We start from the raw sequence: 13,419 nt of genomic DNA on the forward strand, positions 1-13,419 counted from the left end.
TCTTGCAGAGTCGCAAAAACAATTGCGGGGCGCTACGCGACCTCACTCAGGCAAGCCATGGGTCCACGAGGATAACGCCGGTGCCCCGGAAATCTCGAATGTTGCGGGTAACGACCGCAAGCCCGTGCACGACCGCCGTAGCAGCGATGAGTGCATCAGCTTCGTTGCGGCGATCCGGAATATGCAGGTGGGCACATCGCGTTGCAATCGCGTCATCGATAGCAATGATGCGCTGAGCGAACTCTGGGCGTACTCGGCTATCCATCCAGGCTCGTAAGCGAGCGCCCTGCTCGATGTCACGCCGCTGGATGCTGAGTATCCCGCGCTCAAGTTCTAGAATTGTTATGGCAGAAATATACAGATCACGAGAATCCTGCGCGCCTAGCCAAGCCGTTACGTTCGGATCAGCTTTACCGTCACCAACCTTACGGAGCTCGGAGACAACGTTTGTGTCGAGCAGATATCTCAAGACAGGTCAACTTCGCGAGTCGCGATGACCGATCGAGACGGATCGAAATCGATATTCGACAATCCAGGCATGGAAAGGGCATCGACAAGATTGTGACGCTTACCTGTCAGACGCTCAAACTCCCCATAGGTCATCAACACGTGCGAAGGTCTGCCTCGATCTGTGATAACGACCGGTCCCGCTTCAGCAGCTTTTTTTGCTCTGCCAACATCATGATTCAATTCGCGGCTCGTCAAGCTGAGAGTGGCCATATGCGTCTCCATGTAGGAACATACGTACATATAGCGCCTTCATGCTCCCTGCGCAACGCCCTCCTGGCACTACGTAGCTGCCCAGGCTTTTCGCTTTCCCAAATTCCTTCTCTTGAATGCCGCCAACTCTGACGGTATATAGCGTCATAATAATTGGCACCAAAAGCCGGAGGTAAACCATGGGTATCGCGCAATATGCTGACGAAGGGCTTTTTTCGCCGCGGAAGATTGCCGACGTCCTGCGCACCACGAGCGAGGAAATTGCCCGAACGGCCGGACTCGGCAAGGATGCAATCCAACGGAAGGACCGGATTCGGTCCGACAAGACGCAGCGCCGTCTGCGCGAGATGACCGAGGTCGTCAACAAGATGGAGCCGCGCTTCGGGTCGGCCCTTATGGCCTATGCTTGGTATCGCTCAGAGCCTTTGCCGGGCTTCTCTGGAATGACAGCGATGCAGTTGGTCCGGGAGGGGCGTGCGGACGAGGTTCTCGATTATATCGATGCGGTCGATGCCGGCATTCACGCATGAAAAGAGGATGCGATATGAAGGCGCACTCTTTCGAGCCCTGAACCCGATCAATGCGCGCGAGCCAATGTCCGGGCGCGGGGCTGTGCTGTATGGAGGTCGCTTCAACAAGAAGGGCACACCAGCGCTCTACACCTGCCTCACGGTGATGACTGCCCTTCGCGAGGCCAATCAGGCCGGTAGCCTGCAGCCGACGACGTTGATCTCTTACGACGCCGACATAGGTCGGGTATTCGACACCAGAGACGAGGTCGCGTTGCTGGCCGAAGGGACGACCCCGTCATCTCTCGCAGACCCGACATGGCGAGACCAGATGAAGGCGAGCGGCGAGGCCCACACCCAGGCTTTCGCCCGACACCTCGCCGCCGCAGGTTATCACGGCTTGCTTGTCAGAAGCTTCGCGCCCGGCGCGAACGCTGACGATCTCAACCTGGTCCTTTGGCAATGGGGTGCGACCGCCCCCGCGCGCTTGACGCTGATTGATGACGAGAAGCGACTTTCGCGATAGCGACAATCGGCCTCCGCCTCGTCGCCACATGGTGAGAACCAACTGCACCGTCAGAATGCTGGTTCAAAGCAAACTAGGCGGCTCCCTCCAATCTTTTTTACGTTTCGACCTTCCTCGGACACTATCGGACAGACGAGACGTTTGACCCAAAGACCGCTGAACCTTCCAACTTGCCGCTGTCGCTACCGCGAGTAAATGGCCATGCATAATGACGCGATAAACCTGCCGCGGCAAGAAGCTGTCAATCGCGTCAATCTTGGCCCCTCCTATAGACGATCAGCGCTTCGCCTAACCAGCGGCCGGGTTGCAGAGGGTAGGCCAAGTGCCGGTGGCGGGCATCTTCGGCTTTGACTTTGGGGAGTTTTTGAAGCTCCAGGATGCGATTCCGCTCTCGATAATATCGTAGTGATGGGTCAATCGGTCGAGGAGAGTAGGGCCCAGCTGTGAAGATTTGCAGCTTGCTGATCAGGGGAGAAGGCATGTTGCGTCCGACAGGTGAACATCGAGGACCTGTCTAGCTTGATCCTGAATCTATCTCGGAGTCCTTCGGCAGGATCAGCGGGATCGCTGCTAGGATGATCAAGACGACGACGGTCGACAACACGGCAGTTGCTTCTAGCCCCAGGCCCGCGATCACGCCGATCCCGGCAGTGGCCCAGATGTTTGCAGCAGTGGTAAGGCCTTCGACCCGACGCTGTGCCGATCGAACCATGATAGCGCCTGCTCCCAGAAAGCCTATCCCCTGGACGACGCCCTGCAGTACGCGCGACAGATCCGCGATCTGCATCCCGCTCTGTAGTGGACCTATGACGAAGAGTGCCGCACCCACGGCAACCAGCATGTGAGTTCGCACCCCCGCGCTTCTCCCCTTGCGCTCACGTTCGTATCCGAGAATTCCACCCAGCGCCGCCGCGATCACCAGACGCACCGTGATCAGGGTGATGGTGCCCACGTCTGGAATGTCCGAGAACTCCTTGGCAAGGCTCAACCAAATTTCCTCTCCCACGGCAGCGTCCTCATATGCGGGTTGCAAACTGGCTTTGATGGGAATGCCATACAAAAACGTCAACGACAATCGCGTGGCAGGGATACAGCTCGCCTCCTCTCGGACTGCGACGCCGATAGTCTCGCCATCACCGAGAACGCTTAGCGGCGTGGCCGCAGGGTTTCACGGTGCGATGCAGGCAGCTCCTAAAACTACGGAACATCGAGGCTCTTTCGCTGTTCACACGGCAGTGCCCGAGGGTGGCCTTAGGAATCGGGGAAGAGTTGCTTTGAACAACATGAGTAGCAAGCCGAAGCCGATGGGGCCGATCATTCCGATCTCGACGGCTCAAGCCCTCGTCTCCCTCGTCAGGAATCCGCTCGACGCAGTTCCGCCGTCCATCTTCACCGAGCCAATGGTGTTCGCGAGAACCGCCGGCGACGTCAAGGTCTGGATTGCCGATCCGGTTCTGGTGCACGAGGCACTGGTCAAGAACGCGGATGCTCTGGGCAAAGGCGATCAGGTGCGTCGTGCTCTCGGGCCTGCCCTTGGAGAGGGCCTCCTGACGGCTGACGGCAGCCATTGGAAGTGGCAGCGCCAGTCGGTTGCCAGCGCATTCCGCCCCGCCTCTCTACAGGAACTCCAGCCCATGATGATCGCGGCGGCCGAACATGCCCGCGACCGACTGCTCCAACAGTCTCCTGGCGTTGTTGACATCGGGCACGAAATGATGCGGACCACCTTTGACATCATCGTGCAGACGATGATGTCCGGCGGCCACGGGATTGATGTCGGTCGCGTCGAACGCAGTATCACTGACTACCTGGATCCAAGCGGCTGGACCTTCGCCCTGGGCGTCATCGGCGCGCCGGACTGGATGCCCTACCCCGGCCGACGGAGAGCATTGGCCGCCGTCAAATTCCTCCGCTCCAGTCTCGCCCGCGTTATCGCAGAGAGACGTCGCGGCGGTGAAGAGCGCAACGACCTAATCTCGATGCTTCTCGCGGCAAAGGATCCGGAAACCGAACGAACCATGACCGACGATGAAATGGTCGATAACCTGATGACCTTCATCACCGCAGGTCACGAGACCACGGCACTCGGGCTTGCATGGACTTTCGATCTCCTTTCACGGCATCCCGAAATCGAGCAGAAGGTTCTGAAAGAGATCGCTTCGGTGTCGAGTGGCCGTCAAATCGCCTCGGATCACATCCCAATGCTGACATACACGAGGCAGGTCTTCTCCGAAGCCATGCGCCTCTACCCGCCGGCGTCAATCATCACCCGCACCGCGTTGAGAGACTTCAGGCTTGGTGAGTTCCTGATCCCAACCGGGGCTGTGATGTTCGTCCCGATATACGCCCTCCACAGGCATTCTTTGATCTGGCAGGACCCCGAGGTCTTCGACCCGCAACGCTTTTCAACCGAGGCCACCAAGGAGAGGCACCGCTTCGCGTACATCCCTTTCGGCGCTGGCCCTCGGGTCTGTATCGGAAGCGGCTTCGCCTTGATGGAGGCGGTCGCCGTACTCGCAGTGATCCTCCAGACGGTCAGCCTGACCAGTGTCGCCGAACAGCCGCCCAAGCCCCTGATGAAGGTGACGCTGCGGCCCAAGAAGAGCCTGATGATGAAGGTGCGCGCGCGTTAGCGCCCCTCCACTCGGCTCGATAGTAGTTGCGGCCTTGAAGGGATACGGACGTAAGAGCGAGTAGTTGAAATGCGTACGGAAGCTCGTCATCCTCGGCTTCCGGTGGTGGTGCTGCAATTGAACGTGTGAGGCTACCTAGTCCAGTCTTCCACCAATAAGCCGGATACGCGATCAAACTCTCGGCGATTATTGGTGACTATGATCAGTCTGCGCGAGCGAGCTTGTCCGGCAATGAGTTGATCATATGGGCCTATCGGAGCCCTGTTGCCCGCCAGTTCGGCACGCAATTGCCCCGCATGCCTGGCAGTCGGTTCATCGTAAGGCAACACCTCGAGGCGCGCCGCGAAGCCCTTTATAACGGGAAGATTCTTTTAGGGCTGGCTGACTTTTCCGCTCGGTAAACTAGCTTCATAAAGCTGACCGAACTGATGCAGTTGATCATGGAACCGATTGAACGCCTCGCGCACCTACCGCGGTCGATTCTTGATCGTAAAGATGCAGATGCTGGTGTCCAGCATGTACTTGAGCATTAGGACGCCTCGCGTTCCTGCGAAGCAGGCTGATCACGTTCACTCATGAAGTCAGCTGTTGCCGCCGCTCCTTCAAACCAGCTGTCCCAAACCTCGCCAGCAGGTGCGATAATGCGCGTGCGTCCCACCGCAACGATATCGACTCGCTTCACATCATCAGGCAAAGCGACCGCCTTTGGCAGACAGATCACCTGGCTCCGGTTGCTCTGGAATACTGCCCCCTGCTCCATCTGCATAAATCGATATTCTCGAACAACGACATCGCTTACCTAGTCTTCTTGTTGGGATATATCAATAGGATATACTTCAGGACCCGCCCACTAACATTGATTAGCGCTACCGCCTGTTGCCCGCGCAGTTGAACGATACGGACTGAGGACCAAGACGATTCTGGTCCCACAAACTTGGTTACGATCTAACGCTTTCGGACCAGCCTTTGGCGCTGAACCTGCTTCGCATGTGACCAGCGACAGCGGCCAGACTGCTATCAACACAATCCTCCAAAGGCGTAAGCTTACCAAGAGGTGTGTAGCCAGGAGCTTGAGCTGTGTGATGCCGCTGAAGGCGTCTTGAGCTTTCATCAGGGCTTGAAGTTATCGCAGCCGGTCACCGGCGCAATGTCCGCCTTCATCTCCAGGGGATAAATGGCGGTGTGCGCGTCAGATCGGTCTCGCGGAACCGAGGCTGGCATGGCCGGATCGATGAGATCAGGAAGGCCCGCCGTTTCGTGATTTGGAGAGGGGAGAGCGGATACGGCACGAAGGGCGCCATGACGTCATTGTCCTCGACAATACCGGTGGTCGATCTCTTTGCATATCGATTCTGCAATCAATCGCGAGGACCGCCTCCTCGCCCGCCGGCATCTTCAACCGGAATGGGAAAGGGCTGCCATTCTCCCTCGACAGGTCTTACATCCGCAGGGAACGTGACCCTGTTGCAGCTCAACGGCCCGCGGTTGCTCCATAGATGCGGGGAGAGGGTTGGCATATGCCGGCCCAGACGACGTGCCGCTACCAAGCGACGGAGCCTTCGGGCGCGACGAATTGGCCAGAGACCGCATTGTCCTTGAGCAAGGCATATTGGACCGGCAGACGTGCTCCCTCTTCGGGCGTCATGTAACCATTGCCTCCCGTCAGGTCCGTCTTGACATAACCCGGCGCCACCGAGTTAACGACGATCGAGCTATCCTTAAGTTCAGCAGCGAGCTGCACCGTCAGCATGTTCAACGCTGCCTTTGAAGCGTTGTAGCCAATCAGGCGTGCCTCATAGTAGGGCGAGGTCGGATCACCATTCACCGTGAGTGAGCCCAGCGTTGTCGCCAGATTGACGATGCGGCCAGCGCTCGACCTGTGCAAGAGCGGTAACATAGCCTGGGTGACGGCCAGGGCGCCGAGAAAGTTCGTCTCCATCAACCGCCTTGCCGCACCAACCGTTGCCACGGACGGCGGACCATCCTCAGCATCGACAATGCCGGCATTGTTGACAAGGATGTCGAGCTTGCCGTGTCGCGCCAAGATCGCTTTGGCAGCAACAGGGATCGTCTCTTCTCTGTTGAGGTCTATTTCAATGGCCTCCACGTCCAATCCGGCCTTAGACAATTCAAGCGCAGCCGCTTCACCGCGGGCGACGTCCCGCGCGCCCATGAATACTGTGACGCCGGCCTCCGCCAGTTGTTTCGCAATCTCCAAGCCAATGCCTTTGTTTGCCCCTGTTACGAGCGCGATTTTCTTGTTGTCAGCCATCAATTGACCTTTGCATCTTGGAAACACGCAGCCGTAATATATGAAGGATAGTTCGACTTTTGGATTCGCATATGGACGTCTTACCTCCTCGCCACCTGAAAGCCCGCAAACAACCACGTCAGGCCCGGGCAGCAACCACAATTGACGCGATTTTCGAGGCGACTATTCAGGTTTTGATTGCCGAAGGGACCCACCGGCTGACGACTACGCGCGTGGCTGAGCGCGCCGGGGTCTCAGTCGGCACGATGTACCAGTATTTTCCGCATAAGCAGTCCCTGCTCTATGCGCTCAATGAACGTTATCTAGACCGACTGGCGCATAGGGTGGAAGTGACCTGCCTTGCCCACCATGGCAGGACGACAGGCGAGATGGTCGAAGCACTGATCGCCACCTATTGGGAAGCAAAGACGGAGCGCAGCGATGTCACGCGCGCGCTCTATAGCTCTGCAGTCGAGCTGGATAATGAGGCGTTGATTGATGCTTTCGCCAAGCGCATGGATGCCGCGACCAGGGTGATGCTGGTGAGCGCTCCCAATAATCGCTACACCGACATCGGTCTCATCAACGTCACGCTGCTTTCGGTTATCTTTGGAACGGTCAGAAATGTTTTCGAACGCAATCTGCCTCCATCGGACCAGAATGCCATTCGTGATGAGTTGAAGCGCATGTGCCTTGCCTATCTCACCATGGCAGGCGGTGAGACGTGTGCGACGATCCAAGTTGCCTGAGGAACCCTGTTGATGCTTCGGGACATGAGCGGCACGTTGGCCTTCGTTGAGGTTGTCGAGCGGGGAAGCTTCACCGCAGCGGCCGAGAGCCTGAGAACATCGAAGGCGCGGATCAGCAAGAAAGTGCAGGATCTGGAACAGAGGCTGGGTGTAAAGCTGCTTCACCGAACCACCCGCAACATACGTTTGACAGAGGCGGGATCGATCTATTTCGCGCGCCTTACTGGAGACGCAGAGAGTGCAGTCGAGCAGGTGCATGGGAGACCCTCTGGATGGCTGAGGGTGGCGGCGCCCCGTTGGTTGGTCACCAAGGCCCTCGCCCCGCTTATGGTCGGGTTTCGGGAAGCTTATCCGAAGGTCAAGCTGCAACTTCTTCTCGACCACGACGTCAAGAACATCGTGCATGAGGATATTGACGTCGCCTGCCGCTTGTAGGACGGCCCAATGCCCAGTTCCAACCTTGCCGCCCGTGGTCCGGGACGGCAAGCCCGGCTTTGAGAACGCGACCCTGCATGTTCCCGCGCGTGAGCTCGAATTCTGGTTGAAGACCCCTGCAGAGGCGCGGCCGAAAGGCCTCAACCAGCAGCGGTTCCAGGAAGCAGAGGAGTGCCTTCGGCCATATCTGCAGCGCGGTCGGGTGGAAGTGTTCCAAGATGATGAGGAAGTGATTTCGGGTTTCCAATCAATCCTACGCCTGGACATACTCCGGGCCACAGCGTCGCGATGGCCCGCCTGAGCGGGCGTAGATGATCGCACCGATTGGTGCTATAATCGCATCAACATCTGGGAGCTACCTATGCGATCTACTATTAGTCTTGACGACAACCTCCTGGAACGGGCCAAGTCCCTTACAGGCACAAAGGAAACGGCGGCTCTTGTGCGTCAAGCACTCGAGACTTTGGTACGAGTCGAATCCGGCAAACGATTGATCGCCCTTGGCGGCACTATGCCCGAGGCCGAGGTAGCGCCTCGCCGCCGGAGCGAAGTGAGCAAGTGATCCTTGTCGATAGCTCAATCTGGATTGATCATTTTCGACACGCCGACTCGGAGTTGACCACAATCATCGGAAATGATCAGTTGCTTTGCCACCCTTTCGTTGTTGGCGAACTGGCCCTGGGCAGTCTGCGAGATCGTGATGCGGTATTAGCGTTTCTTGCAGCTCAGCGTGAGGCAGTGGTCGCGACCCATGCAGAGGTAATGACCGTCATTGACCGCTATTCGGTCTTCAGCATGGGGATCGGCTACACTGATGCACACCTGTTGACTTCAACCCTCCTCGATCGACGATCAAGCTTGTGGACGAGGGATAAACGCCTGGCGGCTGCGGCTCAGAAGGTTGGCGCTGCGCTTTATCCTTCCGCGAATATTCCTCACTAGACATCCGCCGAGGAGCTTTCGAAGCGCTGGTAGCTGAGGTCTTGATGAGATGAGAACCGCCGACTCAGTAGTTGCGTACGCGAGCGCAAGGAACGCGTTGGGAACCATATCCGACAAAAAAACGACGCCATGAAGGGCAAACAGCAGCAATTTGAGTTTCGCACCCCATGGGCCTTCCGCCGCTGGCGCAATATCTACGCTAAGTTAGGCGCCGCGACAGCTCCTATGGCTGAGCTAGAGGAATAAAGCTGCCGCCGTCTTCGCCTTGAAGAGAATCGAACCTACGGCCCTACGCATGGCCTTCTGCTCAGATCATGAGCCATTGAGCAACCATTCCGACCAAGGCACCTGTAATGAAGACGGCGAAGGCAGCGACAGGTGGCTGCGCAGTGGAGCCGGTCGGAGGCCGCGGCTCGGATGGCGGCGCTTGCTGCACAACGCCAACAGCGGCGGACGAAGCCTCGTCCTCTTTAACATTAGGTTCAGGCCGCACTCTTTCCGGCGATCCAGTCCTCCGAACCGTTACCTGCTGAACGGTGTTCTCGTCGTACCTGACTGTGAAGGTGACCTCAGGTGCCTCCTGCAACTGGGCCAAGACCTGCTCGGCAGCAGCAACCTCGTCCTTTGCCTCAACAAGCGAAGTCTGCGTCACAAGATAATACGGCATTCGCTCCCCCCGCTCCGAAACGAGCCATGTACTGATACGGCCGGCTTGTCCATGGCTGGGCTGGCACGCTTGATCCTTCTCAAGGTTACGGTCAGGGACCGTACGTTGGTGGACGGACGGTGTACCAGATTAAGCTCCCGCTTGGCGAATTACCCGCACCTGCTACAAAGCGTATCGAGATGAGAAACTCCATGCAGCCGATCAACCCGTTTTATCTTGAGCCAGACGAACACTACTGGGCCAAAAGAAAAGGTGCGCCAGACGCTGACCTGCAGGTCGTATACATCTCCACGGTGTTCGGTTCTGATCCTGACTTCCTTACCACGGCCGTCTTAAGTTCCAATCAGCATCATTCTCTGCAAGACTTCGTCTACGTTGCAAAGATTGAACGCTCGGTGCTCCAGGAGGACCTAGCTAGTGCAGTAACGTAGGACGGCGTCATCTCCATCGGCCATCTTGCGAAGCCAATCTCCAGAGGACAGTCCACCTCATGAAGACGCTTCAGCCACTTATCCTCACGGCTCATATCGCAGATGCTGACCTCAAGCCGTTCAACGATCGCGTAAGGCGCACTTCCCGCCTGAGCGGAACTTCCTGCAGGCGCATCTGACGATGGTTCATCGGCTGCCGGGCGAGTACCTAGAACGGGTTGCTGCAACGCTTGAGGAGGTGGCAGAGAAAACAGGACCCATCTCCGCTGACGTAATTGGCATGCGACATCTCGGCGCCGGCGTCGCATTCACCATCGCCAGCTTAGAGCTTCAACATGTTCATGCCCAGCTGAGGTCAGCGTTCGCGTCTTGGTTGGGCGGACAGGACATGCAGAAGTGGCAGCCGCATATCACCATCCAGAACAAGGTCTCGCGCTCAGAGGCAGACGCACTTCACCGTGCCTTGACGATGGAGTTCAAGCCCTGCGCCATCTCCATCACAGGGTTGGATCTATGGCGCTACATGCAGGGGCCATGGCAGCATGAAGCAACGATGTCCTTCCAAAGGTGAGACTTGCTCTTGAAGGGAATCGAACCTGAGGCCCATTTTTCATCGACGCCATCGGATCAATGCTCGGGTCTGGAGACTGAAGCGAATTTCCAGGGGCTAATGCCACAACGCCGAGATTGGCACGGCCGATAGGCGTTCCCCAAATGGAATCACCTTGTCATGGTCGTACAAGACAATGCCTGAAACAAACCGTTCTCCACATGCTTGGGCCAATATTCGCAATCCGGAAAAATCGGAATTCGAGACGGACGCTGCCGCTTTTATCTTGATACCGACAATCCTCCCCTTTCTGTCTTCGATGACGACATCCACTTCGTTCTGCTGCTTGTCGCGAAAGTGCGAAAACTCAAATCGGGTGTGTCCGCTGCTGGCAAGTTTAAGAATCTCGCTAAAAACGAAAGTCTCCAGCAACGCCCCGAACTGACCCCTGTCGTCGCGGAGACGGTCGAGAGAAAGGTCGCGAAGGGATGCGAGAAGGCCGGAATCGAGGAAATGTACTTTCGGTGTCTTGGTTAGGCGTTTCAGTTTGTTCGAAAACCAGGGTTGCACGGTTCGAACGAGGAACAGGCTCTCGAATATGCCGACATATTTCTGTGTTGTGATATGGTTCATCCCGATGGCGGCGCCAATTCCGGAATAGTTCACGAGCTGTCCTGAATGCTCTGCCAGAATGCGCAGCAGGCGCGGCATTTGCGCGATCTGCTCGATTTGCGCGACATCGCGAACGTCGCGCTGAACGATCGCCTGGACATAATCCGCATACCAGTCCTGCCTGCGGCTCAAGGTTTTGCGGCCCAATGCCTCGGGATATCCACCGGCCAGAACTGCAGCCATCAGGTCGTCGCCGACGATTGGTTTTCCGGCCTTTGCTTCGTTTTGAAAGGCGTCGCGCAGGAAGCTGCTGCGAGCGGTTCTGATCTCACTTTGCGCCAGGGGTAGCAATCGAACGACTTCCATGCGCCCTGCGAGCGAGTCCGCCACGCGTGGCAGCGTCATGAGATTGGCTGAACCGGTCAGGAGGAAACGTCCTGGGCGCTGGTCGGTATCCACGCTTTCCTTGATTGCTAGCAACAGCTCGGGGACGCGCTGAATTTCGTCGATAATGGCGCGATCCATTCCTCTTACAAAGCCAACTGGATCCTGTCGAGCTGCGTCCAGGGTCGTCGCATTGTCCAGCGTGTAATACTCCATCGCCTCGTTGGCCATCTTCTTGGCTAAGGTCGTTTTTCCTGATTGTCGGGGACCTACGATCAGTACGACTCGCGTGTCTGACATGGCGTCGGCAACGCGTTGCTCAACGAGCTTGGATATAGCGCCACAGCTTCATTCCTTCGATGACTTTTTGAAACTATGGTGATGACCGATTGAAAGTCAATAAATGACCATTTGAAATCTACATGGCGACTGATTGTAACGAGAAGCCAGAAGTAGGTGGCAACCAGATTGCGGCATGAGATAGGTGAGAGACGCCGCAGGCGCTGCTGAAACTTTCGCTGATTGGTTACCGGAATTGACCTGGATAATACTCAACGGAGGGTACCTGATCGGAGCCAAGCGAACGCAAAGGTGTGCATATTTCCATCGCACCGCCAAGCCGACCAGCTTTTTTTCGCAGCAGTTGATGTGAATCGAACCATTCCCAAGAACTGCCCCCATCACCACCATTGCAACGAAGCCGAACTTTCACTTATTGCAGTTATACGCCTTGTTCGCTATATTGTCGGCTAAGGAGATATCGTCATGGCCAGCCAGATTGTTCATTTCGCCGGACTGTCAGATCACGACCGAAAAATTGCAACGCCCTTGCCAAAGTTGGTTGCCGGCGACAGGCTGGAACTCCACGTGCGTAATGCAGGTGGCAAAGAGCGGACTCTCCCGATCCCGCCCTCGGCCGCCGCAGCTGTTGAAGCGCTTCTGGCGCACATGCTGCGCGGAGAGCGCGTTGCCGTGCTGGCCGAGGACCAGGAACTGAGCCCGAGCGAAGCTTCAGCCATTCTCGGCATCTCCCGCCCGCTCGTCGTCTTACGTATGGACCGGGGCGATCTGCCATTCCGCTACGTCGGCAAACACCGCCGCGCCCTCCTTAAGGATGTGCTCGCGTTGAAGTCGAAGCTCGACAAACGACAGACGGCAATGGAAGCGCTAGCCGAGGACACAGAGGACCTGAACCAGACCTATGGCCTCTAATCCGCCCGTCGCGGTCTACGATGCCTGCGTCCTCGACCCTTCCACCTGCGCAACATTCTGATCCAGTGCGCCTTCGATATGCGCCGCCCTGTGTCTCGATGATGTGGTGGGACCGTGAGCAGGACTCACGCCACCTGACTTAGCTTGTCGCTGTCCTTTTTCTGCTTCGATCACCTTGGGGAGTGCGTTATCTCGGTGGCGGAATCCACCAGCTTGATCGACAGCGGCTCGCGCGAGATCAGCCAGAGCGCGAGGACCTGTAGAAGCGCACCGAGCAGCAGGCCGCCTCGCTGGAAGAGACCGCCGCAACCCTCAACCAAGATCACCCCCAATGTCGCCAACTCCTCCAAGCGCGCGGAGAAGGGGCTCCGCAGCTGTTGCGTCAGCAACGACAGCTGGGAAGAGCTCTAAGGCTTCCACGGCAAGCAGCATCAGACGGATCGGAGGTGGGCATAACAGTCCGCCTCTTCCTTAGTTGGAAGGGTAAGGGATCTTTCTCGCTGATCCGACTCACGCGCGGGCGGAAGGACGACATGGAAGCCCATGACGGGATTCCCTCCGCTATGGAGCCGCAAGGGAGTGGGACTGCCACGACGTTGCGGGGTTCAGAGGCGGGCAGGTAGTCGTGGCTAGATAGCCGCTAGTACGTGTAGGTGAACGAGATGGCGTTCGGCGCAATCAACAGATCTGAGCGTAGAGTGCAATCCAGGGGCATCAAGATCGTGTCCCATGGAGTGGTGTAGCTGGATTTCATAGCCATCGGTGATTTCCGGTAGGGTCGGGTTGCTTATGACCAAC

General features: G+C 57.4%; 18 protein-coding genes and 1 pseudogene. 10 read left to right on the forward strand and 9 right to left on the reverse strand.

Translation table 11 applies throughout. The annotated features are described in order from the left end of the window. Positions 1-46 precede the first annotated feature (46 nt). Both RTCK_RS09715 and RTCK_RS09720 read right to left on the reverse strand, forming a co-directional pair. Complete coding sequence (locus tag RTCK_RS09715) at positions 47-469, reverse strand: type II toxin-antitoxin system VapC family toxin (RefSeq protein WP_142592642.1); 423 nt, start codon at positions 467-469, stop codon at positions 47-49. Beyond that, positions 466-720 carry a type II toxin-antitoxin system Phd/YefM family antitoxin gene (locus tag RTCK_RS09720; protein ID WP_142523101.1) on the reverse strand — a complete coding sequence of 85 codons (255 nt, stop codon included), beginning with the start codon at positions 718-720 and terminating at the stop codon, positions 466-468. Before RTCK_RS09720 ends, RTCK_RS09715 begins: the two co-directional genes overlap by 4 nt. Before the next feature lie 179 nt (positions 721-899). Between RTCK_RS09720 and RTCK_RS09725 the strand changes: the two genes are divergently transcribed. Together RTCK_RS09725 and RTCK_RS09730 are read left to right on the forward strand one after the other, a co-directional pair. After that, positions 900-1,250, forward strand: coding sequence for an MbcA/ParS/Xre antitoxin family protein (locus RTCK_RS09725; RefSeq protein ID WP_142592643.1), 351 nt, complete (start codon positions 900-902; stop codon positions 1,248-1,250). A gap of 7 nt (positions 1,251-1,257) precedes the next feature. Continuing rightward, positions 1,258-1,755, forward strand: coding sequence for an RES family NAD+ phosphorylase (locus RTCK_RS09730; RefSeq protein ID WP_142592680.1), 498 nt, complete (start codon positions 1,258-1,260; stop codon positions 1,753-1,755). 514 nt (positions 1,756-2,269) lie between these two features. Here RTCK_RS09730 and RTCK_RS09735 read toward each other — a convergent pair. Then, on the reverse strand, positions 2,270-2,743 hold the full coding sequence (locus RTCK_RS09735; protein WP_235988645.1) for an MgtC/SapB family protein: 474 nt from the start codon (positions 2,741-2,743) through the stop codon (positions 2,270-2,272). A gap of 295 nt (positions 2,744-3,038) precedes the next feature. Between RTCK_RS09735 and RTCK_RS09740 the strand changes: the two genes are divergently transcribed. Next, positions 3,039-4,388: a cytochrome P450 gene (locus RTCK_RS09740; RefSeq protein WP_142592681.1), complete on the forward strand. Its 1,350-nt coding sequence runs from the start codon at positions 3,039-3,041 to the stop codon at positions 4,386-4,388. 131 nt (positions 4,389-4,519) lie between these two features. Here RTCK_RS09740 and vapC read toward each other — a convergent pair. The 3 genes and pseudogenes from vapC to RTCK_RS09755 form a co-directional block, all read right to left on the reverse strand. After that, positions 4,520-4,918 (reverse strand): annotated as a pseudogene (gene vapC / locus RTCK_RS09745) (tRNA(fMet)-specific endonuclease VapC). Beyond that, complete coding sequence (gene vapB, locus RTCK_RS09750; protein WP_142592682.1) at positions 4,918-5,148, reverse strand: type II toxin-antitoxin system VapB family antitoxin; 231 nt, start codon at positions 5,146-5,148, stop codon at positions 4,918-4,920. The pseudogene vapC and the gene vapB overlap by 1 nt, the downstream one beginning before the upstream one ends. A gap of 780 nt (positions 5,149-5,928) precedes the next feature. Then, positions 5,929-6,660: an SDR family oxidoreductase gene (locus tag RTCK_RS09755; protein WP_142592645.1), complete on the reverse strand. Its 732-nt coding sequence runs from the start codon at positions 6,658-6,660 to the stop codon at positions 5,929-5,931. Between the two features lie 71 nt (positions 6,661-6,731). Between RTCK_RS09755 and RTCK_RS09760 the strand changes: the two genes are divergently transcribed. The 4 genes from RTCK_RS09760 to RTCK_RS09775 all read left to right on the forward strand — a co-directional run bounded on the left by RTCK_RS09760 (position 6,732) and on the right by RTCK_RS09775 (position 8,765). After that, positions 6,732-7,388: a TetR/AcrR family transcriptional regulator gene (locus tag RTCK_RS09760; RefSeq protein WP_142592646.1), complete on the forward strand. Its 657-nt coding sequence runs from the start codon at positions 6,732-6,734 to the stop codon at positions 7,386-7,388. A gap of 12 nt (positions 7,389-7,400) precedes the next feature. Continuing rightward, positions 7,401-7,823: a LysR family transcriptional regulator gene (locus RTCK_RS09765; protein ID WP_235988646.1), complete on the forward strand. Its 423-nt coding sequence runs from the start codon at positions 7,401-7,403 to the stop codon at positions 7,821-7,823. Positions 7,824-8,184: 361 nt separating this feature from the next. Further along, on the forward strand, positions 8,185-8,385 hold the full coding sequence (locus tag RTCK_RS09770) for a type II toxin-antitoxin system VapB family antitoxin (protein WP_142523087.1): 201 nt from the start codon (positions 8,185-8,187) through the stop codon (positions 8,383-8,385). Continuing rightward, entirely contained in the window at positions 8,382-8,765 is a 384-nt protein-coding gene (locus RTCK_RS09775) for a type II toxin-antitoxin system VapC family toxin (RefSeq protein ID WP_142592647.1), read from the forward strand. Before RTCK_RS09770 ends, RTCK_RS09775 begins: the two co-directional genes overlap by 4 nt. 307 nt (positions 8,766-9,072) lie before the next feature. Here RTCK_RS09775 and RTCK_RS09780 read toward each other — a convergent pair whose 3' ends face one another. After that, complete coding sequence (locus RTCK_RS09780) at positions 9,073-9,432, reverse strand: hypothetical protein (RefSeq protein WP_142592648.1); 360 nt, start codon at positions 9,430-9,432, stop codon at positions 9,073-9,075. Between the two features lie 191 nt (positions 9,433-9,623). Here RTCK_RS09780 and RTCK_RS09785 point away from each other — a divergent pair, with 191 nt between their 5' ends. Next, positions 9,624-9,863, forward strand: coding sequence for a hypothetical protein (locus RTCK_RS09785; protein ID WP_142592649.1), 240 nt, complete (start codon positions 9,624-9,626; stop codon positions 9,861-9,863). A 175-nt stretch (positions 9,864-10,038) separates the two neighbouring features. After that, the gene (locus RTCK_RS09790) at positions 10,039-10,434 is read left to right on the forward strand and encodes a 2'-5' RNA ligase family protein (protein WP_235988658.1); all 396 of its coding nucleotides are present in this window, start codon (positions 10,039-10,041) and stop codon (positions 10,432-10,434) included. Positions 10,435-10,530: 96 nt separating this feature from the next. On the opposite strand, the gene RTCK_RS09795 is transcribed toward RTCK_RS09790, so the two are convergent. Beyond that, positions 10,531-11,709, reverse strand: a complete 1,179-nt coding sequence (locus RTCK_RS09795; RefSeq protein WP_142592650.1) for an ATP-binding protein — start codon at positions 11,707-11,709, stop codon at positions 10,531-10,533. Positions 11,710-12,174: 465 nt separating this feature from the next. On the opposite strand from RTCK_RS09795, the gene RTCK_RS09800 reads away from it, so the two are divergent. Next, a complete protein-coding gene (locus tag RTCK_RS09800; RefSeq protein WP_142592651.1) occupies positions 12,175-12,621 on the forward strand; it encodes a MerR family transcriptional regulator in 447 nt (148 codons plus the stop codon). Between the two features lie 170 nt (positions 12,622-12,791). Here the strand turns inward: RTCK_RS09800 and RTCK_RS21115 are convergent, their stop codons facing one another. Further along, positions 12,792-12,953, reverse strand: a complete 162-nt coding sequence (locus RTCK_RS21115) for a hypothetical protein (protein WP_185927977.1) — start codon at positions 12,951-12,953, stop codon at positions 12,792-12,794. Positions 12,954-13,419 lie beyond the last annotated feature (466 nt).

It is taken from the genome of Pseudorhizobium endolithicum (assembly GCF_902153245.2).
Lineage (GTDB): Bacteria > Pseudomonadota > Alphaproteobacteria > Rhizobiales > Rhizobiaceae > Neorhizobium > Neorhizobium endolithicum.